General features: G+C 51.5%; 17 protein-coding genes. 3 read left to right on the top strand and 14 right to left on the bottom strand.

Annotated features, from left to right (window positions below; all coding sequences use genetic code 11):
* Window positions 1-4: 4 nt before the first annotated feature.
* A complete protein-coding gene (locus tag ACEVG1_RS03935; RefSeq protein WP_374742260.1) occupies window positions 5-1,297 on the top strand; it encodes an HAD-IB family phosphatase in 1,293 nt (430 codons plus the stop codon).
* Here ACEVG1_RS03935 and ACEVG1_RS03930 read toward each other — a convergent pair.
* From ACEVG1_RS03930 to ACEVG1_RS03875, 12 genes are all read right to left on the bottom strand, one after another.
* Window positions 1,281-1,871 carry a 5-formyltetrahydrofolate cyclo-ligase gene (locus ACEVG1_RS03930; RefSeq protein ID WP_374742259.1) on the bottom strand — a complete coding sequence of 197 codons (591 nt, stop codon included), beginning with the start codon at window positions 1,869-1,871 and terminating at the stop codon, window positions 1,281-1,283. The two genes, ACEVG1_RS03935 and ACEVG1_RS03930, sit on opposite strands and share 17 nt — an antisense overlap.
* 91 nt (window positions 1,872-1,962) lie before the next feature.
* Window positions 1,963-2,523 carry an elongation factor P gene (gene efp, locus ACEVG1_RS03925; RefSeq protein ID WP_374742258.1) on the bottom strand — a complete coding sequence of 187 codons (561 nt, stop codon included), beginning with the start codon at window positions 2,521-2,523 and terminating at the stop codon, window positions 1,963-1,965.
* Between the two features lie 112 nt (window positions 2,524-2,635).
* Window positions 2,636-5,476, bottom strand: a complete 2,841-nt coding sequence (locus tag ACEVG1_RS03920) for a triple tyrosine motif-containing protein (protein WP_374742257.1) — start codon at window positions 5,474-5,476, stop codon at window positions 2,636-2,638.
* Window positions 5,477-5,635: 159 nt separating this feature from the next.
* Complete coding sequence (locus ACEVG1_RS03915) at window positions 5,636-8,065, bottom strand: TonB-dependent receptor domain-containing protein (RefSeq protein ID WP_374742256.1); 2,430 nt, start codon at window positions 8,063-8,065, stop codon at window positions 5,636-5,638.
* A 249-nt stretch (window positions 8,066-8,314) separates the two neighbouring features.
* Complete coding sequence (locus ACEVG1_RS03910; protein WP_374742255.1) at window positions 8,315-9,967, bottom strand: PspC domain-containing protein; 1,653 nt, start codon at window positions 9,965-9,967, stop codon at window positions 8,315-8,317.
* A gap of 60 nt (window positions 9,968-10,027) precedes the next feature.
* Window positions 10,028-10,423: a PadR family transcriptional regulator gene (locus ACEVG1_RS03905; protein WP_374742254.1), complete on the bottom strand. Its 396-nt coding sequence runs from the start codon at window positions 10,421-10,423 to the stop codon at window positions 10,028-10,030.
* Window positions 10,424-10,625: 202 nt separating this feature from the next.
* On the bottom strand, window positions 10,626-12,176 hold the full coding sequence (locus ACEVG1_RS03900) for a RagB/SusD family nutrient uptake outer membrane protein (protein WP_374742253.1): 1,551 nt from the start codon (window positions 12,174-12,176) through the stop codon (window positions 10,626-10,628).
* Between the two features lie 11 nt (window positions 12,177-12,187).
* Window positions 12,188-15,199, bottom strand: coding sequence for a SusC/RagA family TonB-linked outer membrane protein (locus ACEVG1_RS03895; protein ID WP_374742252.1), 3,012 nt, complete (start codon window positions 15,197-15,199; stop codon window positions 12,188-12,190).
* A 148-nt stretch (window positions 15,200-15,347) separates the two neighbouring features.
* Complete coding sequence (locus ACEVG1_RS03890; RefSeq protein WP_374742251.1) at window positions 15,348-15,536, bottom strand: hypothetical protein; 189 nt, start codon at window positions 15,534-15,536, stop codon at window positions 15,348-15,350.
* 8 nt (window positions 15,537-15,544) lie between these two features.
* Window positions 15,545-16,024 carry a gliding motility lipoprotein GldH gene (locus tag ACEVG1_RS03885; protein ID WP_374742250.1) on the bottom strand — a complete coding sequence of 160 codons (480 nt, stop codon included), beginning with the start codon at window positions 16,022-16,024 and terminating at the stop codon, window positions 15,545-15,547.
* Window positions 16,025-16,030: 6 nt separating this feature from the next.
* Window positions 16,031-17,368 (bottom strand): stage 0 sporulation family protein, encoded by a 1,338-nt coding sequence (locus tag ACEVG1_RS03880; protein WP_374742249.1) that lies wholly within the window; start codon window positions 17,366-17,368, stop codon window positions 16,031-16,033.
* Window positions 17,358-18,521 carry an ATP-binding protein gene (locus ACEVG1_RS03875; protein WP_374742248.1) on the bottom strand — a complete coding sequence of 388 codons (1,164 nt, stop codon included), beginning with the start codon at window positions 18,519-18,521 and terminating at the stop codon, window positions 17,358-17,360. Before ACEVG1_RS03875 ends, ACEVG1_RS03880 begins: the two co-directional genes overlap by 11 nt.
* 164 nt (window positions 18,522-18,685) lie before the next feature.
* On the opposite strand from ACEVG1_RS03875, the gene ACEVG1_RS03870 reads away from it, so the two are divergent.
* Together ACEVG1_RS03870 and ACEVG1_RS03865 are read left to right on the top strand one after the other, a co-directional pair.
* Window positions 18,686-19,060, top strand: a complete 375-nt coding sequence (locus ACEVG1_RS03870) for a hypothetical protein (RefSeq protein WP_374742247.1) — start codon at window positions 18,686-18,688, stop codon at window positions 19,058-19,060.
* Between the two features lie 155 nt (window positions 19,061-19,215).
* Entirely contained in the window at window positions 19,216-19,833 is a 618-nt protein-coding gene (locus ACEVG1_RS03865) for a hypothetical protein (protein ID WP_374742246.1), read from the top strand.
* Here the strand turns inward: ACEVG1_RS03865 and rfbB are convergent.
* Together rfbB and ACEVG1_RS03855 are read right to left on the bottom strand one after the other, a co-directional pair.
* Window positions 19,830-20,894, bottom strand: coding sequence for a dTDP-glucose 4,6-dehydratase (gene rfbB, locus ACEVG1_RS03860; RefSeq protein ID WP_374742245.1), 1,065 nt, complete (start codon window positions 20,892-20,894; stop codon window positions 19,830-19,832). The two genes, ACEVG1_RS03865 and rfbB, sit on opposite strands and share 4 nt — an antisense overlap.
* Window positions 20,891-21,472, bottom strand: coding sequence for a hypothetical protein (locus ACEVG1_RS03855; protein WP_374742244.1), 582 nt, complete (start codon window positions 21,470-21,472; stop codon window positions 20,891-20,893). The genes rfbB and ACEVG1_RS03855 overlap by 4 nt, the downstream gene beginning before the upstream one ends.
* Between the last annotated feature and the right edge of the window lie 6 nt (window positions 21,473-21,478).

Here is a 21,478-nt window from a genome sequence, read left to right as displayed (position 1 = left end):
TACATTGAAAAGCTACTACATCATCGATTTTGACAGCACCTTCACCCAAGTGGAGGCATTAGACGAACTGGCCCGTATCTCACTGGCCAACCACCCGGCGAAGGAGCTGGTATACGAAGAGATCGAGCGCCTTACCAACCTGTCCATGAATGGCCAACTATCGTTCCGCGAAAGCCTCGCGGCGCGCGTAAGGCTATTAGAGGCCAACCGCGAACACCTCGCCAAGCTCATCTGGGTGTTGAAAAAGAAAGTGTCAAGGTCCTTTTCACGAAACAAGGAATTTTTCAAGAAGAATGCCGACAGTGTACTGATCGTTTCCGGCGGGTTCAAGGAGTTCATTTTTCCCGTCGTGATTCCTTATCACATCAAGAAAGAAAACGTATATGCGAACACGTTCACCTTTGATGAAGACGGAAACATAACCGGTTATGACGAGGGCAATCCGCTGTCGGAAGAAGGAGGCAAAGTGAAACTCCTGCAGCAATTGCAATTGCCCGGTAAAATCTACGGCATCGGCGATGGCTATTCCGATTTCCAACTAAAGGAATCGGGGATGATCGAGCGTTTCTTCGCCTTTACCGAGAACATCGAACGCAAGAGCGTATCGGAAAAGGCAGATCACGTAACGCCCAGCTTTGACGAGTTTCTATATGTCAATGATCTCCCGCGGGCTATCTCCTACCCGAAAAACCGGATTCTCTGCCTTATCGTGGGCGACGTACCCGAAATTGCTGCACATATCCTCAAACGCGATGGTTTCTCCATCCGCGTAAAGGAGACCTTCGAAGAAAAATATACCAAAGATGTCGGTATGCTCCTCTTGGGAAAAGACGTGACGCTAGCCGATGAGCAGTTGGCAAGGGCCGATAAACTCAAAACAATCGGTTACCTCGGCGACAGCAAACCGGGTGTGAACCGGGATATCTGCAATGAAAAGGGAATCGTGCTCTTCGATGATAAAAAAGACAAGAAACGCAACGGTGAGTTCATTCCACGCCGCATGGCCGACTTCATCAATAAAGGCGATACGTACCTCAGCCGTAACTTCCCGAATCTACAGCTGCCCAAAATAGATAAAGCCCATCGCTTGCTGCATATCCACCAGAACGTGCCCGGCGTCATTGCCCAAATCAATAAGGTCTTTGCCGAAAACCGCATCAACATCGCCGCCCAGTTCCTGATGACCAAAGGCGACATAGGCTATGCTGTAACGGATGTAGACACACAATACGACAAGCAATTGCTGCGGCAACTCCGGCAGATCGACAATACGATAAAATTCAGGGTGCTGTATTGAAGTGCCATAGCCGGGTGGGCGTCACGCAAATATCCATGGCTACATCGTGCGCAGATACGTCGCTAATGGTTTCCACGGCCTCAAACAGCGACAACCCGATTTTCTGAGTCGTGGGACGGCAGTTCGCTAGAAATCGGTCATAGAAACCTTTGCCGTAACCGATACGGTTACCACGCTCATCAAAAGCGAGCAAGGGCAAAAACACCACATCGATTTCATGGGGTCGTACGATGGTTCCTGCCTCGGGCTCGGGTATGCCCCATCGGTTGGGCACCAACACCGTCCCCACATCCCAGACGAGGTGTTTCATTTCCCGGCTCCCGCGGGCTGTCTTGGGAAGCACGAGCCGTATGTCCGGGTATTGCTGCCGCAACCAAGCAGCCATTGCATAGGTATCCGGCTCCTTATTGCCGGCGATGGGAAGGAAAAGGTGCACCGTCCACCTCCGAAGCATTTCCAGTGCTTTTACCTGTTCCATCAGTTGATTGTTCAATCGCTGAAATCGCTCGGCCGAAAGGCTGATCCGCTTTTCGCGGTATATTTCGCGCAGTTCTTGTTTAGTGGATGGATGCATCAACTCGCATACTATGGTACAAAAAACATCGGCCTTGAAGCGGAGAGCCTCAAGACCGGATAACCAACCTAAATCTAAAAATCTGGATACGTTATTTTACCCGCTCCACGTAATCGCCCGAGCGCGTATCTATTTTCACCCGGTCCCCTTGGTTAACGAAAAGCGGCACCTTGATCTCAACCCCCGTCTCAACGGTCGCATTTTTCAATGCGCTGGTTGAGGTGTCTCCCTTCACCGCGGGTTCAGTATATGTTACTTCCAACTCTACCGTTGTAGGTGCCTGTGCCATAATCGGCTCTTCGCTTTCCATGGCCACCAACACCTGCATGCCTTCTTTCAAGAAACGTGCCGAGTCACCGAAAAGCTGTTTGGGGATATTGAATTGTTCGAACGAGGTATTGTCCATCACCACGAACGTGTCGCCCTCTTCATAAAGATATTGATAGTCGCTGGTTTCCACCCGGGCAATCTCTACTTCTTCGTCGGTACGGAAACGGTATTCTACGAGTTTCCCTGTTTTAACATTCCGCATCCGGGCTTGGTAGAATGCCCGCAAGTTGCCAGGTGTCCGGTGGATATATTCCTCAACGGACACCAACCCACCGTTGAAACGCAAAATATTACCGGTTTTTACTTCTGAAGCTTTGGCCATAATGTACTGTATAATATGGCGCAAACTTAGGTAAAGTTGCTTAAAAAAGCAACTTTACCGCTCTCTCCGCAACCATTGTAAGGCTACGCCATAACGGAACCATAAGAAAAGTTTATACTTCCATCAGGAACTCGGTCAGGTTCTTATCCTGTGTCAGGTTCAGTTTCTTCCGCAGCCGGTACCGCCTGATTTCCACCCCGCGCGTGGTAATATTGAGTAGCGAAGCGATTTCCTTGCTACTCATATTCATCCGTAGGTACGCACAGAGCTTCATATCATTGGGTACCAACTCCGGATAATCTGCCTTGAGCTTTTTGAAGAAGTTCTCATGCGCTTCGTTGAAACTCTTTTCAAAAACATGCCAGTCGCGCTCATCGCTCCGGGCATCCTCAATGATTTTATTGATTTTTCGGAGTTGCTCGTTCGATAATTTCCGCCCTTCGCTATCGTGTAGCTGCAGCATCTCGTCGTGCACATTATTCAGCAGCTCATTCTTATAAACGATACTCATGGTCGTATTGGCCAACTCCCGGTTTTTACTAGCCAGCTCCCTTTCTAACTGCTCATTCTTAACCTTGATAAGCCGCTGTTCATTTTCTTCAATTTCCTTGGCCAATAGTTCACGTTGCTTCTTCGCCATGTTGGCTTGTATCAGCTCCTGGTGTTTTCTGATTTTACGCTTGTACCAGCCCCGACCTCCTACAAATACGGCAACGAAGAGCAATGCATACCCTATCCATGCACCCCAGGAGAGCCACCAAGGGGGTAAAATCGTAAACCGCAGCTCGGCGGTATTCGACACGGTACCATCCGCCGTCCTGGCCCGCACCTTAAACAGGTAGCTACCGCGCGTCAGGTTGGTAAACTCTTTCTGGGCAGCCTCGCTCCATTCCGACCAAGTCCGTGAATAACCCTCCAAGTAAAATTGGTATTGCAACGGAATCGCGCTATACCACGGCAGGGCAAAACTGATGCGGACGTTGTTGTGTCGGTAGGGGATTTCGGGGGCGGTACCAACGGTATACCACCTGTCCGAAAGACTGTCGGTGATATTGCTCATCGCCCGGATAAGCGGCGAAGGCAGGTGCTGCTTTTGGACGACCGCCGAATCGGCGGCTTGGTAAATGGCAAAGCCATCGTCAAGGCTGATCAGGTAAAGGTCGTCCCGCACACGGTTAATGCTTTCATAAAACTTCATCATGCGCCCGTTGAGCGTGGCAAACCGCGTAGAATCCACTTGGATCTCTCCTTTCGGGCCAAAATAAACCAGTGCGATGCGCGCACGGTTGATAAACCAATAACGGCCGCTATCGGCATGGATTACCCGGTTGGAAAACGCGAACGAACCCAACTGTCCATTCAGCTGGTCGTAGGGATAGAACCTATCGGTGATTTCGTCGTGGCGGTAAAAACCACTGTCCGTGGCAAACACCGGGCGTGTCGCCAACTCCAGTACATTCACAAATGTACTTGGGGGCAACCCATTGGCGGTATCGTAGCTACGGATATCACTGACCCGCTGCAGCTGCGTATCCAACGTCAGGTGTCGCAATCCTTTGTAGCCACTAGCCCATACCTCGGTATCCGATACGGGCACAATAAACTGGGTGGGATCGTTGTATCCGCCCACGCGGTTCGAAAATTGCCAGCCCTGCGAGGACCGCTCAAAAATGGCCAACCCTGTGTACGTCCCCTGCAGTAAGGTATTCGGCCGATCCGCAGCTTGCCGGAGTGTCCATCCGCCGGTAATCGGCGATAGTTTCACGAGCCGATTGCCTGACACCTTGAATGTTCCATCATTGTGGCCACACAAAAGCTCATCATCCGCCACGGTGAGGTCCCACACCTGGCCCTGCGATCCTTCTATGAGGGAAAAAGAAAAGGGATGGTAGCCCTCACCGATGGACCAAGGGCTGTAAAACAGCCCCTGGTTGGTGCCCAGATAAATGTTACCCTGAAAAATACGCGCCGCATAGACCGTACCGATGCTGCCGGTATTATCGGCATAATAATATAGCGGCGCATTGATTTCAATCCGGTCTACCCCATTGTCGAGCCCTACCCATATATTCCGTTGGTGATCCAAATGCATGCCCAACACGGTGTTATTTTGCAGGCCGTTGCCTTTGTGGAGATGCTGTACAATGTGCCCGGCCTCATCCATCACCACCACCCCTTGGAGGATGGTACCGAACGCATAGTAATGGTCCAGCACCTTCAAGCCGTTATTGAGTTGTGCCGCCCGCAATACTCCATCGGCAGCATTGTCCCATTTGCGTATGGTAGCGGTACTGTCCATGAGGTACAACCCCGATTTGGAGGTACCTATCAATATTTCGCCGGTGCCAAATGGCAGCATGGAGAGGACATTGGCATCCCGCAGCATATCCTTGTCTTTGAGCGGCACCAACTTATCGCCCATCAGCTCGTGGAGACCGGAAGGGATCAACTCAATGAAGATACGGCCGCGCACCTGGTGCAAGAAAAGGAACGGTTGCCCCCCACCCCGTACCGGATGAAGGCTGTTATCCTCGTAGATGTATATCGTGGAAAACGTCTGGAAAAGTACGCGGTCGCCGTCCACAATTATCTTCCACACTTCGTCGCGCACCTGCTGTTCCTTTCCCAGCAGTTGGCTGATCGATTGGTAGCGCATCTGTTCGTAGCCTGCATCTTCCCAGTAACCAAACTCGCCCAAGCCGCCGGTGTAGATGCGGCCCGTACTGTCTACCGCAACGCTCCGAACCGTACTCTTATTGGGCAGCGGATGCAACGTCCAATACTGGCCATCAAACGCCAACAGCCCATCGGCATTGGCAATATACATAATGCCATTCTTCCCTACCGCTACCGCCCAGTTCTGGTTTCCTGCTTTATAGTCAGATTTCGTGTATTGCTGTACCAGTGGTGAGCCGATGCGCTGGATTTCCTGTGCACGTCCGACGGTGCCCATAACGAGTGACGTACATATAAAAATAGCTGTTATTATTGGTTTAACCATATCCCTTCGGCATCACGTATGTATACAAACATAAGGATTTCGAATGTGAACAAAAAAAACCGCCCCGCCTGGGGCGGGACGGCGAACCACAAATTTATATGCCCAAACACACTAAGGCATATTGATACGGCTTTTCTCCTCACTTTGGGTCTCACGGCGGGCGCCGTTCTTGAGATTCCCGAAGTTGACGGTTAGGGTAAGCCGCGCAACCCTTGTTTCGTTTTTCTGATTGATAATGGCATGCAAGCCGCCAAAACGCGTCCGAACGTCCTGTATGCGGGTATCGAAAATATCGCTGACCGAAAATTTCAAGTTTACTTTTTTGTTGTAGAACGATTTGTTCAGCCCGGCATCGACCGACCATTGCGCCCCGATGCGATACACACTGTAGATCAGTGACGAGCGGTAATTTGCCGATGCTTCTGCCGTAAAGGTTGGCCATATCGTAAAGGTATGGTTACTGCGCAGCTGCCAAGCAAACTGTCCCTGATGCAGATATTGGCCATTCAACGGCCCATCAAAAGCCATATAGAACGCATTCAGATTGTTGTTTGTATCCCACCATTTTGTGATTTTCACCGGAGCATTTACATTGGCATACCAGATGTCCTGTTTGGCAAGGTTATCCCGCGATACCCACGTCTGCTTCGTTTCGTCATTTTGATTCATCGATTCGGCAATCACGTCGTTTGTGCGGCTGTAGCCCGCGCTCAGGTTATAACGCTGCGACAGGGTGTACGACAGGTCGAACGCGTGGGTATATTCCGGCCGTAAATATGGGTTGCCCTTTTCGAACGTATACTGATCGAGAAAATACTCGAAGGGGTTCAGGTTCCCATAATTCGGCCTGTTAATGCGCTTGCTGTATGAAAGGCCCAACTGGTGGTTGTCCGAAAGGTTGTAATTTACGAACACACTCGGGAAAAAGTCGATATAATCACGCTTGATGCGGTTGGCCAGCGTGATGGAGTTGCCATCCGAAACCGTATATTCACTACGGAGCCCGGCCTGGAATCCCCATTTGCCCAACTGGGTATGGTAGTTGAGGTAGGCGGCGGCCACCTGTTCTTCATATACAAAGTGATTGCTCCGGTTACCTGCGTTCTCCCACACACCGCCCACCTGGTTTTCAAAGCGCATGTCGTTGTCAGACGCCACGTTGCTATACTTCAAACCACCTTCTATTTTGTTATCCTTTCCAAATGGATGGGTATAATCCACTTTGGCCACCCGGATATCGATGATGGTAGGCATGTCACTGCGCGACAGCAAAGGCTCGTCTTTCATGTCTCCCGAAGGCAGGAAAAGCGTATTGTTGTAGTCGGCTTTGTTATGGTTGGAGAAACGGGAAATATCGACATCGGCCACCAACTTGCGGCCATTGGTATCGATGGTGAACTGATTGTTTACGTTCACGGCCAAGCTCGTATAACTACCATCGAAAATCGACGCGGTGGTAAGCGTCGAATCGGGCGACAAGATGGTTTGCCCAATGAGGGTATGGCTCGAATTATCGTTATCATTACCGCTGATATACCCGTTGAGCGATACGCCGATCACGTTGCGGTCAGACGTTTGGTAGTCGGCACCGGCCCGGTAGGAGTGGCTCGAATTGTGCCGCATAAATTCGGTGTACTGCTGGAAATCGGTATTGGCTCCGCCGGGCAGCAAAATAGACCGGAAAATATCGATTTCATTGCCTCCCCTGTTGTTCATGTAACTATAAGTGCCATACACGTTCACCGGGCCTTGCTTATGGTTCAGGTTGAGTGACGTGTTGGCCTTGTGGCCGAATCCGTAACCGGCACCCAATGTCAACGAACCATTGGTGCCCGCCAACCGGTTTTTCTTGAGCACGATATTGATCATGCCTGCCGTTCCCGAAGCATCGTACTTAGAAGACGGATTGGTAATCAGTTCGATGGATTTGATGGTGTTACCATCCGTATTCCGGAGGAAGTTAGCCAATTGTTCGGCTGAAAGATGAGTTTGTCTGCCATCAATCATCACGGTAACACCCTGCTTGCCCATGAGGCTGATGTTGTCGTCCTTGTCTACGGCTACACCGGGTGAGCGTTCAAGAATATCCATGGCGGTATTGCCAGCCGCCAAGGTGGAGTTCTCCACATTGACCACAAGCATATCGGCCCGGCGTTCCACCAAGGGCCGCTGCGGTGCTGCCACGGCCACCTCATCCAGTACCGTGTTGCCTATCTTCAACACCAATGTGCCGACGGTTATACGATTTGAGACCGATGTAACCTCGATCGGTTCACTGAAGGCATCCTCGTAACCCACAAGTACCGCCGTAACCCGATAACTCCCCGGTGCGATCCCCGTAAGGGTAAACCCTCCTTGCTCATCGGGGAAAACGGTACGAATAACCGATGAATCCCCTGCATTCAGCAACTGTACCGTAGCCAGGTCGAGCGGCTGTTGCTGCTCGTCGACCACCTTCCCAGTAAGGCTCCCTTGCTGTGCATGTGTGCCCATGCCGTAGCTAATGAAGAGTGCTGTTATCCATATATAAATCTGTGTCATTGTCGTTTTAATTTGCACAATCCATCCCCCCGTCAAAAAGCCAATTCCTTTTTAACTAATTGAAAACGTATGTGTTATGTGCTATTTGCTTTTAATGAACGAGCATTGTTCCCATCTATGGTTCTGCAAGTGCCCCTTCGCTGTGATTTGTCTTTTGTAAACCAAGGTACCGTTGGTAAGACGCAGTGACCTATCGAAAAGTTGCATCGTTACCGAAATTATTTTCAATTTTTCCTTGAATATCGATCCCTACTCATTTGCCGGCTCCGGATCAACCAACACACTGTCTCTTTGGTACACGACCGTATCGATGATCACGGGCGCTTCCTCCGGGGGCGGAGGTGCAATGGCACATTTCAATCCCGAAGCTGTCATCACCCACTCCGTCTTATCGGGCCGGTCCGAGTAGCCGTAATTTTCTTCGCACTGATTGAACGGGAGATCCCAGATATGGCGTTGCAGGTCCCTGTCGATAACCAACCTGGCCCCAACCGGAATATTCAATTTGAGGTACAACCGTTGGTCACGCATCAGGTCGTCATTGGCAATGCGGAAATGGCTGCCAAACGAGAGCGTATCGCCCTGTTGCTGGAAATCGTAGTCGATTGTTCCGGCCCGCTCAGCCGCCTTTTCGTAGGTCGCCCCATGTGCCGAATACTCATAGGTGAGCGAAGGTGTTTGCAAGGAGTCTACTTTTACGATACGCAGATGCATACGGCTTTGCCCATCGAGGATATTCCGGTTTCGGGTAACCGCCCGTTGGCGGATATGGGATATCCGGTCCGATGAATCGCGCTGGAGCCGTATCACCGTCATATCATTTCTCGTGAGGTGATACACCGGGTATTGCTCCAACGGCCTTTCTTCCACCACTGTGCTCTCTTCGCGGAAGTCGTTGAGCGTACGCGTAGCATAGACGACCGTAAAACCCACGGCGATCAACCAGACAATCAGCAGAGTGAATCCCGTGTATTGCCCCATGGCACTGCGATTGAACAAGATGCGGATGATCAGTGCAACCAATGCGATAAACGGAATAACCGCTACAACCAGTGCACTGACCAACATCGGTGTGCGATAATCGGGTTGGACTACATTGAGCGGAAACATGGCCATTTCGGCGTCGGCTCCGAAGAAACCAAAGCTAGCAATGATGGCAACCACCAATACAACCAGCCCACCGCACAACCCCACGATCACCAATACACCAATCACCTTAACGAACACCACAAATACACGCATCAAGAAATTCCCAGCCGAGTTGAGTCCGCGCTTAATACCCTCCTCGGCTCCGGTAAAATTTGAACGGAGGCCCTCCATCTCCTCCTGGAAACTGCGTTTGAAGTTCTGCAGGTTGGGTGCTTCGCCACGCATGGCCATCCGGTCGGCACGTGTGCGGGCCAGTGGCATCACGATCCAAAGGATGACGTAAAGCAATAACCCCGTACCACCAAAGACGAACAGCAGCACAAGAATCAATCTGACCCACCGGGCTTCGATGGCAAAATAATGCCCCAACCCACTACAAACACCGCCGAACACCTTATCGTCCGGGTCGCGCATCAGTTTGCGTTCCCCACTAGCGGGCGGGAAATCGTACCCCTCCTGTGCCGTATAGCCTTCCTCGGCCGGGCCGTCGGTCTCGAAGTCGCTCACGCGCCCCATCTGCGCAATGACGTCATTGACGTCTTGCATTGTTATGACCTCCTTTTTGCCCTGTACAATACGGTCGTTAAACATCTCCGCAATGCGGTTTTCAATGTCGCCCACGATTTCGTGGCTATCTATCGTGTTACCGAAGTGCTTCTTCACCTCGATCATATAGGAGCGCAACACGTCATAAGCATCCTCTTCGATGTGGAAGACTATGCCGTTTATGTTAATGATGATGGTCCTGTTCATTTTCTTGTGGTTTTATTGTCTTTTTGTTTGCTTTTCTGTTATTTGCTTTTTTGCCTCTGGCTAGTTGCTTCCTTCTTCTTCGTCGCTTCTCGCCAAACCATCGGGTTCCTCTCCACCCGCTTCTTGCGGTCGTCCAGCAGTAGATGTCTGCACGGCAAAGACCAACTCCTCCCATGTGGTATCCAATTTGTTGAGTACGTCTGTCCCCGCCGGCGTAATTTGGTAGTACTTGCGTGGCGGACCCGAGGTGGATTCTTTCCAAACGTAGCTGAGCAGCCCGTTATTTTTCAACCTGGTGAGCAAAGGATATAAGGTACCCTCTACCACCAGCAGCTGCGCTTTCTTTAGCTCGCCGATGATGTCTGAGGCATATATCTCGCCTCGCGAGATAATCGAAAGGATACAGTATTCGAGTATCCCTTTCCTCATTTGGGTTTGCGTGTTATCTACTATCATAATACAAAGATATATGTTTTAGTTTGTACTATGCAATACATAGTAGTATATATTATATTAAACAGCTGATAATCAACAATAAAAAATATCACTCCGTAGGTGCATTCCTGGAAAACAAACTATCCATCCATAAAAAAGCCACCACAAACCGGGTGGGCACCCGGTCTGTGGTGGCTTTGCTTTTGCCGTTAGCCAGGTGTTATCAGTAGCCCGGGTTCTGCTCCAAATTGGGATTTACCGCTATTTGTTGGCTCGGTATGGGGTATACAAGTGTGTGCGGTCCTGCATCGGCAGGTTTCTCCTGCCAGGGTTCCAAAAATTTGCCAAACCGGATGAGGTCTTGCCTCCGCCATCCCTCCCAATATAGTTCGCGGCCCCGCTCGTCAAGCAGGTTGTCGAGTGTCAGTCTAGCGAGCGGTTCCACTCCGCGGTTTTCGCGGATATCGTTTACCAGGGCACGTGCATCAGCCTCCGCACCGCTGCCACCACGCAGGATGGCCTCCGCCTGCATCAGCAATACATCGGCATACCGGAACACCACCCAATCATTGTTGCGTTGCCCGGAAGGCACACCGTAGTCAAACGCATATTTCATCACCCGAATTCCAGCTGTTTCCAGCGTGCTTCCCGATGTCCTGAGTGTTACCTCGGGTGTAAACACCAATGGTTGAGACGAGGGGTTCCTCGCCATCAGCGGCGCATCGGTTTCCAAGTTATACTGCTGGCCCACGAGAAAGCCCACATTCCGCCGATTACCGGGGTTATCCATGGTATCAGCTGGGTAACCATAGGCAATACCCAGCCGTTCATCGCCTTCCACAAACAAATCGTAGAAATCCGATAGGGTACACCAGCCATTCCAGCCGCCCGGTGTCATGTTGTAATGGGCAACGGTATTCCAGGTCCGGTCCATGCTCCCACCCCGCACGCCAAATTCGTTGTAGAGGGTGAAAATATTCTCCGTGGAAACCACGTCGTTATTGGGTGCGAAATTATCGAAATATTTCCCCGGTGCCGAAACCGAATATTCACCGCTTCCGGTGATGTCATTGGCCAAGGTTATTACCTGGTTCATGTCGGCTGCATCGAATGCCGGGTTTTCGCGGTTCAGGAACGTGCCCTTGTTGAGGTACAGCTTCATCAGCAATGCCCGGGCTGCGTTCTTGTTGGCCACATAGGCCGCGCCTCCATCGGGTAGGTCGTTCATGATCGCTTGGAGTTCACCGGCAATGAAATCGATGGCTTCCTGCGTCTGCAGCGTAACCGGCGGCACCCGGAAATCATCCAATTCCTCGCGGTAAGGCACCATGCCCCACAGGCTCAATACATCATACATGCTCAATGCACGGATAAACCGGGCCTCGGCTGCCTGCCTCGGGTTAGGGTCGTTACGCAGCACATTTGATGCTTGAAACTGCGCACCCAGCAAATTGGTGAACGTACTGTTCATAAATGAGTTATCGGCATTCCACGTGTGTTGGTGGATTGCCCGATAAATCCCGTTGTCGTCCCAGTCGCCACCCCGGGTGGGGGCCATGGCGGCATCGGTAGAAATCTCCTCAAGCACCCATCGCTGGTCTTGGTGGTACGGAGTGTATAACGCAGAGTACGCACTGATGAGTAAATCGGCCGTATTCACATTCGACACGCCTTGTTCGAGCTCACTCCGCAGCTGTTCGTTCAGATCGGTACAAGAAAGGGACCAGCCCGCAACAGCCAATATAATTACACGATATATTTTTAATGTCTTCATGGTTCCAACGTTTACAGTGAAAAATTAAGGCCTAACAAAAACGTACGGGCCGGCGGGTAGGGAATATACTCGATACCAAGCGACGGTATCCCGTTGGTTGTACCGTCGGTGTTTACCTCCGGGTCAAACCCGTTGTAGCCGGTAAAGACAAACAGGTTTTGGCCGGTGAGCGAGATATTTACATTGCGTATCCCCCCAAGGTTACCTACGTTGTAGCTGAGGCTTACGTTAGATAATTTCAGGAAATCGCCTTTCTCCAAATACCGGGTTGAAGGCGCAGCCGAGTTGGAAGTAGATTCATTTGCCTGTGGTTCAAAATTGACTTTCGCAATATTCCGATTAGATAGGTTATTCACACCCAATACCGTCGCCATCGTATTATTGAACAGGTAGTGGCCAAAGGCGCCATGCATGTTCAATGTGGCGGTAAACCGTTTGTAGGTCATATCGGTCGATATACCCAGCAAGGATGTGGGGTTGGGGCTACCCACGTAAAACTTGTGCAATGCTGGGTCTACCGCTGTACTTACGTCGCCATCCAACGCGCGGTACATGCTCATGCCCGTCGTTGGGTCAATCCCCTCAAACCGGGCCAAATACCACACGTTGAGCGGCTCGCCGCTCACCATCCGCTGGCCCAATACACCCGAGAAGCCTTGCCCGCGAAGCGCCGCGGTTTCATAGTACCCTAGCAATCCGCTCACCTCGTTCCGCAGAAAGGTCGCATTGGCCGCCACGTTCCAATTCCAGCTATCGCTCTGAATCACGCTCCCCGCCAATGCCAACTCCACCCCTTCGTTCACGATCTCGCCATCGAGATTCACCCATATCCTGCCGCTGGGTGCGGGTTGGGCAAGTGTTTGTTCGAATAACGCATCGGTGGTCGTCTTCCTGAAGTAGTCGACCGTTCCCGAGAGCCGTTGGTTAAACAGACCGAAATCAATGCCCGCATTGATCGTTTCCGAACTTTCCCATCGGAGGTTCGGGTTACCGAAATTCTCCTGTCTCACGCTCTGAGCACCAAATACGAACCGGTCTTTCGAGGCCCCCGAAGGGAACTCTTGGTTGCCGGTCTGCCCCCAGCCCAAACGTACTTTCAGATTACTGATGTGTTCGTTGCCCTGCATAAACCCTTCGTTGGACACGTTCCATGCAAACGCCAGCGATGGAAAATTCGCGTATTTGTTGTTCTCACCAAACTTGGTAGAGCCATCACGGCGGATGGTCCCTGTAAATAAATACCGATCTGCATAGTTGAATGCCGCCCGGGCAAAGAACGACTGCAACTCGTTGGTCGGGTACCGGTAAGAATCAACCGTTCGGTTACTGGCAATGGAGTAATCAAGGTAGTCCCAATAATCCAGATCGCCCAGCTCCGAAAAACCACTTCCGCTTTGTCGATTCCACCGCGTGTCGAAACTCAGGTATTCATACCCTACCACGGCATTCAGGTTAAGCAAGGGAGTAATGTCCTTGTTGAACGACAACGTATGGGTCAGTTGGTGGTTGGTTTCGAAATCGTTGCCGATGGTCGCACTGCCGTTGTTCACATTGCTCGGGTTGATCATCCCTGCGACGAACCGGCCGGTACGCCTGCCCGTTTGCCGGGTGTAGCTATACATCAGCTTATACTCCAGTTCGTCGGTTATTTTATAGGAAGGGGTAAAGCTCGCCAAGATGGTATTTACTGCCGAAATGTCCTTGTACGCCTGAAGTGCTGTCAATGGATTGATAAGCGAGGGCGATTGATAAGTCAGCGAGCCATCGCTACCCCGCAGCGGTAAGGTCGGGTTCCATTGCAATGCTTGCGAAATAACATTTCCCTCGAATCCCACGCCGTAATCGATGGGGGCAATGTTCTCGTTGTTCTGCGTCGCCAGCAGGTTCACATCCAGCCCCAGCTTCTTGCTTTCCAAGAAGCGGAAGCTACTGCTCAGGTTGGCCGTGTACTTCCGTAGCCGCGAAGTTTCAATGATACCGTTCTGGTCGAGGTAGCCCGCGGAAATCCGGTAACGCCCTTCAGCATTGCCCCCTGATACGTCCAGGTTATAATTCTGGGTCACGGCCGTGCGGGTAATCGCATCAAAGGCATAGACATCGCCACCGTGGTCCGCTCCGGTATCATCGGGTGTATAAAATTGAACCGCCTGCCTAAATTCATTGGACGAGAGCACCTCGGGCTTTTTCAACAACGTGGAAAAGCCCGTTGATGCCATCACGTTCAGTGTCGGGGCGCCGGTTTGGCCGCGCTTCGTGGTGACCAGCACGACGCCGTTCGCACCGCGCGAGCCGTATATTGCGGTAGCGGAGGCATCCTTCAAAATATCCATACTGGCGATGTCATTCGGATTGAGGTAGCTAAGCGGGTTACCGCCGTCAGATCCATACCCACCCCCGCCGGCACCCGGGCGCGCGGATGTGCCCGATAGCGGAACACCATCCACTACGAAGAGCGGATTATTCCCCGCGCGAATGGACGAGTTACCCCGTATCCGCACCGTCGTGGCACCACCCGGTTGGCCGGTATTATTGATGACCATCACCCCAGCCGTACGGCCCTGGATCAGTTGGTCGGGTGCCACAATGACCCCCTTGTTGAAATCTTTCGCCTGCACGGACGCCACCGATCCGGTAAGGTCCCGTTTCCGGGCGGTGCCGTAACCGATCACCACCACCTCATCCAGACTTTCGCCACTCGATACGAGGTTGAAATCCACGGTCTGTACCGACCCCGAAACCGTGACCGTGCGTTCGGCCTGTTCATAACCGATGTAGGATACCGTAAGGGTATAGCTACCGTCGGGAACGCCGGTAAAGGAATAATTCCCATCTTCATTGGTTCCGGCCTGCCTATTCAATTCGATGATGTGCACGGAAGCGCCTTCAAGAGGCCGCTGGCTTTCGTCCAGTACTTTCCCTTGTATACCCCCTGTTTGGGCATACCCTGGCATTGCCCATAGCAATACCGACAGCGCGCCAACGTAGCCGACAACGCGCCGAAAAAACAATACAGCTGTTTTCATACTGATGTGTTAGTTTGTAATTAATTGGTTGTTCGGCCACGGGTTCGATATGGCCAAAAACAAAAGCAAATGTATGCTGGCTATCCGCCACGCAATGCATTTATAACAAGGGAAGCCTAGAATTGTTTTTAGAGGGTGGTTTATTTGTTCAGTGCTGTTTCAATAGCCGCTTCCTATAGCGGTGCAGTACGAACATTAGTACACCTGCTATCACGGCGTAGGTTGTCAGCGGATGGCCATTCGGCAAAGCAAGCAGGCAGATGAGGCAGAACACCACTATGAAAACGTACAGGTAGCTGAAATACGGATGCTTGATAAGGCGGTGCAGTCTTTCCATCGTTGTGCCTATTGCGTTACGGGCTCAATGCGGATACCCACATCCGCAATTTCCCGCAGCGGATTTTCCCGCATGTTCTGCTCGATGGCGAAGTGGTATTTTCCCGTATCGGGAAAGCGGAAGTTATCCTTGATGAGCTGCTGGTGGGCATACATACTGCCGGTACTACGGCCCACCCACCGGCCGTCGGGCTCGGCAAGGCGCAGTTCAAACCGTTCCGCCGTATCGCGGATGCCCGGCCCCGATCGGTGGACCAGCAAAAAGATATTCGAATACTTGTAGTCCGGCGTGTGGCGCAGGTTCAAATAAACACGGTACGGCTGACCTGCATCGGTGACATGTGCCACCAAATCGGGCTGGTCATCATAATGCCACGTATGATCAGCAATCGCTACGTTACGGTCCAGCACCGCCGTGTCGGTACACGATGCGGCCAGTATCCCAACGAAGGCAACGATCAACCTCCATCCTGTCAGTCCCTGTTGCATGGGTCGCTAATTTGGTGCCCCGCCCGGTTGTTGCGAGCCGCCCGGTTTCCCTTTACGGTTATTCCCGCGGAAACGCCGTTTTGATTTCGGCTTTCCGTCGGTATCGGGTGCGCCGTCCTTTTTCGGTGCCACCTGTCCTGCCGCACGCGGCTTGTTTTCGGTTTTGTTTTCGGTTCTGGGTGCTGCCCGGTTCCCATCGGGCTTCCGCTTGCCCTTTCCACCACGGCGCTTTTTCTTATTGCGATCATCCAAGCGGGTCAAGCTATCCTGGCCCACCACATTTTCGTAGTCGTAACTTACGGGCTTCTCCTCCACTACTTCCTCCAGCACCACGGCACCGATTTCCTCGGGCTTTACCCCTTCCTTATTGAGTTGGTTGATTTCCTTTACGCGGTCTGTAGTCAGTGGTATCCAGTTTTCTTCACCCGGATAGCTAAACCACATCAGCTTTTTGAAAATATCGGTCTTCTGCAGGAATGCTACCCCACGCAGCGTTTCTATGCGCTCGATATTATTGGGGATATCTTTAAGCGCATCCATATAGCTGTCCAGCTCGTAATTGAGGCAACACTTAAGCTTGCCGCATTGCCCTGCCAGTTTAAGCGTATTGAGCGACAGGTTTTGGTACCGCGCCGCCGAGGTCGATACGGTTTTGAAGTCCGTAAGCCAGGTGGAGCAACAGAGCTCTCGCCCACACGACCCTATGCCGCCCAACCTACTGGCCTCCTGCCGCATGCCTATCTGGCGCATTTCTATGCGGATGCGGAAAGATTCGGCCATGCGTTTGATCAATTCGCGGAAGTCGACACGCCCATCGGCCGTATAGTAAAATGTTGCCTTCGATTTATCCCCTTGGTAATCCACGTCGCTGATTTTCATCGACAGGCCTAGGTCCAGCGCCAACTTTCGGGCACGGTGCATGGTTTCCCATTCCAGGTCTTTCGCTGCCTGCCATTTTTTTATATCCGCGTCGGTCACCTTCCGGTAGATCTTTTTGGTTACGCTTTCGGCAGTCACCCTGTTCTTTTTCAGCTGCAGGCGCACCAGTTCGCCCGTCATCGACACATGGCCAATGTCATATCCCCCCGTATTGGGCTCTACGGCAACCATCTCACCCATTTCGAGGTACAAGTTTTCGTGGTTGATATAAAACTCTTTCCGAGACCCCTTAAACCGGACCTCCACAATATCAAAGGGTTTATAATTTGTTGGCATGTCCATATCGGCCAGCCAATCGTATACGTTCAACTTATTACATCCGCTCGTCCCGCAGGTGCCGTGATTCTGGCAACCCGCCGGTGTGCTGCCACACCCGCCGCCGGATGAGCAACTGCTACATCCCATAATAATCGTTATATATAGAGTCCGCCTGTCGGCGGAACGTTTGATATTTATATATTAAAACTAACTGCAAAGATAAATCTAAAAACAATATCTTCGGATTCGCATTGCGTTCTATATGATAGTGTGCCTCCTCGAGTAGGCGGACCGTTTCTTGCACCTGCTCCAACTGATAGCGCTTGCCAAACTTCTGCACGAAATCCAATTCGTCACCGGGCAAGTGGATCAATTGTGGCATATCGGCTTTAAACAATACCGCCTGCCGCATCATATTAATGGCGTAAAGTAAGAAACTTTTTTGATTTTCACGGCCCAACTTCGACAATTCCTCTTCGCAGGCCTTGACGATATCGGCACCGGCATCCATCACGCAGTAACGCAGCCAGCGCACCATCAGGTCAAAATAACCTTTGCTATCTTCGGCCAATAAATTGATTGCCTGCTGCAGGTTCCCGTTACTGATAAAGGCAATTTCCTCAGCCTGTTGCTCACTCACCCGGTGGGTATCGATGAGGTAACGGCTCACACTGCCGTTGTCCAGCCGATTGATCTTCACCAACTGTGTGCGCGATAGGATGGTATTCAATATCTTGTCGGAATTCTCCGCCACCAGCAGGAATAGTGTGTTTTCGGGCGGTTCTTCAATGAGTTTCAGCAGGGCATTGCCTTGGGTATCCAAATACTCGGGCAACCACATGATCAGCACCTTATACTTCGCTTCGAAAGCCTTCAGACTCAACTTTTTGATGATGTGGTGTGCTTCGGCAATGTTGATGTTGGCTTGCTTGTTTTCGGCCTCCAGTTGATTCCGCCAATAGCCTATGCCCATGTACGGATTGCTTAGGAAAGCCCTGCGCCACTCGTCGGCATAGGTTGCCGCCGTATCTTCCTTATGCTTCGCAAAGAAAGGGTAAGACAGGTGGAGGTCGGGATGGATCAGCTTATTGTATTTACGGCAGGAGGCACATTCCCCGCAGCTATCGGCCGGCTGCCGGTTTTCACAGTTCAGGTATTGGGCATAGGCTACCGCCAACGGCAAGCTCCCGCTTCCCTCCGGCCCCAAAAAGAGCTGAGCATGGCTCACCCGGTTTTCTCGCACCGTGTTGAGTAGGTGCTTTTTTACCACCTCTTGCCCACCTATTTCCTTGAACAACATGCCTTTCTTACCTATAATTGTTTGTTAAACCACCACCATCATCCGCACGAAACTCGATTTTCCAAAGGTACGCAAAAGGTGGGGGATTTGCGTACGCCCCGATTGTGCCGGGCCATTTTGGCACGCTGCTTGTCCATCTTAGATGTAACAAAAAGGAGAATACTATGAAAACAATGAAGATGATTGGAACATTGGTGGTGGTATCATTGATGTTTATGGTTGCGTGCGACAAAGACACGGATCCTGCCGACAGGGACCTATTTGTAGGAACGTATGAAGGTACAATAACGTTCAATGGTGGGGGTGAAACCATCATTGATGATGACGGGAAAGTAACGGTGACCAAAGTAGGCAGTTCGTATTCTTTCATATTCGGCAGCGGCATTCCTGATATCACCGGCGTACGATTCGAAGAGGGAGATGACAATGTATATGTCAGTATCGGTGACGGACTTACCGGCATCCGAATTACAGCAAGCTCATTGGACATCGGGGTAACGAACGATGAGGGCACATGGACGGCCGATTGCAGCCGGTAAGCATCATACGGACATATAACACTAACATACGATAAAAAATGGCCGGCAAACCGGCCATTTTTTGCTGGTTAGTTTACCATTACAAACAATCCGTCAACTAAATCAGACAATCGAAGCGAGTTTGGCCCCAATGTTGTGCGTGCTGCGCCATGAGAATGATGTTATTGATAGTGGGGGTGGTCGTCCTCTTTACAGGTTGTGGGGTGGACCGGCAAGCGAAAGCATTGCGGGCCCTGGAAAAATGCCAGTATACCTTTGTCTCGGCCGATAGTGTATACCTGGCAGGTACAGACGTGAACAAACTGGTGGCCAATGGGCGGGTAGATATCAGTAGGCTGCCCGGTGTGGCCTTGGGCTTCCTCAATCGCGACATCCCCCTGTCGGGCATTTTGAACCTGAGCATCACCAACCCGACCGGCAACCTGGCCGGCATCCAGCAGTTCGCCTATAAAATCGCCGTAGAAGGCAGGGAAGTCTTGGAAGGCACGTCAGACCTGCCTATCGAGGTGCCAGCCGGCGAAACCGTTGCCGTACCGGTGAAGCTACAGACCAACGTCTACAAATTCCTATCCGACCAACAGACGCTCCAAAAACTGCTCGCTTTCATCCAAAGCGCCCGCAACGGTTCCACCGATGAGAAGGTGAATCTTACGTTCAGCATCAAACCCACACTTGCATTGGGGAACAAGCAACTCAACTACCCCGGTTATATACGTGTCGATAAGCAAGTCGACGCCGGCTTTCTGCTGAAGAACGGGTTGATCCCCCGCTAGCGCTCGGTATACTGCTCCTCGTAATACTGCTGGTAGTGGCCCGAAGTGACGTCGTTGAGCCAGTCCTCGTTGGCGAGGTACCAATCGACCGTTTTTTCCAAGCCCTCTTCGAATTGCAGGCTGGGTTCCCACCCGAGATCGCGTTTCAATTTGCTCGCATCGATGGCATAGCGCAGGTCGTGTCCCGCCCGGTCTTTCACAAAGGTAACCAGCTTGGCCGATTCGCCTTCGGCCCGGCCCAATTTCCGATCCAAGATACTGCATAGAAGCCGGATCAGGTCGATGTTCTTCCATTCGTTATGCCCTCCGATGTTGTAGGTCTGCCCTGTCGCAGCCCGATGGAAGATAACGTCAATGGCCCGTGCGTGGTCTTCCACCCACAACCAATCCCGTACATTCTCCCCTTTGCCGTAAACCGGTACCGGCCTATTGTTCTTGATGTTGTTGATGGCCAGCGGGATCAGCTTTTCCGGAAAATGATGCGAGCCGTAATTATTGGAACAATTGGAAATAACGGTATCCAACCCATACGTATCGTGGTATGCACGTACGAAATGGTCCGAAGATGCCTTGGACGCCGAGTAGGGCGAATGGGGATCATATCCGGTTTCTTCCGTAAACATGCCCGTATTGCCAAGTGCACCATATACCTCATCGGTAGATACGTGGTAAAAACGGTGCTTGTCATACGCCCCTACCCACTGCCCGCGCGCGGCATTCAGGAGGTTAACGGTACCCACCACATTGGTAAGCACAAACTCATTGGGGCTGCTGATCGACCGGTCTACATGCGATTCCGCTGCTAAATGGATAATGGCGTCGGGTTGCTCTTTTGCAAACAGCTCTTCGATAAATACCGCATCGGTGATATCGCCTTTCACGAAGCGGTAATTGGGCGCCGTTTCGATATCCGTCAGGTTGGCCAGGTTACCCGCGTAGGTAAGCTTGTCTAGGTTGATGATTTCGTATTGGGGGTAGGTGGTTACGAACCTACGCACCACGTGCGACCCGATAAACCCGGCGCCGCCGGTAACGATGATTTTCTTTGTTGGGTTATTCATACTTCATTAGGTAAGCCCTGCGCCTCCATATAAGGCTTCATGCCCGATCGGTACGCAAAGGCCAATGCATCATTTAGTTCATCCCGGAATTCAAACTGCAAATCTTCATGCAGTTTGTCATATTTCCCGAGGATATATTTCATCCGGCCCGTCTGGTATTGCAGCAGCCGGTCGTTCAGCTGGTACAAATGTTCCTCAAACAACGGGCCGAAGTGGGAAAAACTTTGCAATACGAGGAACAATCGGCACCGCAGTTCACTCATTTTATCTTTTGTAATGGTCGCATGTTCATTGATCATACCGCTCCCATATTTCAGCTCACCCATGAGGGCGTCCGCATTGCGCGACCGGAGGGCATTGGGGATGTATCCCACAGCCCGGTTTATCAGTTCGCCCAATTTGCCAAGAACTTCTTCCGTGCGTTCCTCCAAGTCAGCCTCATCTTCCAGCAATTGGAAATGCAGCTGCCTAACCAACATCCCGTCTTTGTTAATCAACCGAACCAACAACTTGTCCTTCTCCGCCTGCGGCAGATTAAGGATTGCCTTTTTCAGCTCCGGTTGTTGATTGAGTTTCATCTCACG

The organism is Parapedobacter sp. 2B3, assembly GCF_041925275.1.
In the GTDB taxonomy this organism is placed as follows: Bacteria; Bacteroidota; Bacteroidia; order Sphingobacteriales; family Sphingobacteriaceae; genus Parapedobacter; species Parapedobacter pyrenivorans_A.
The sequence above is the reverse complement of the archived record's forward strand: the minus strand, read 5'-3'. Positions and strand labels throughout refer to the sequence as shown.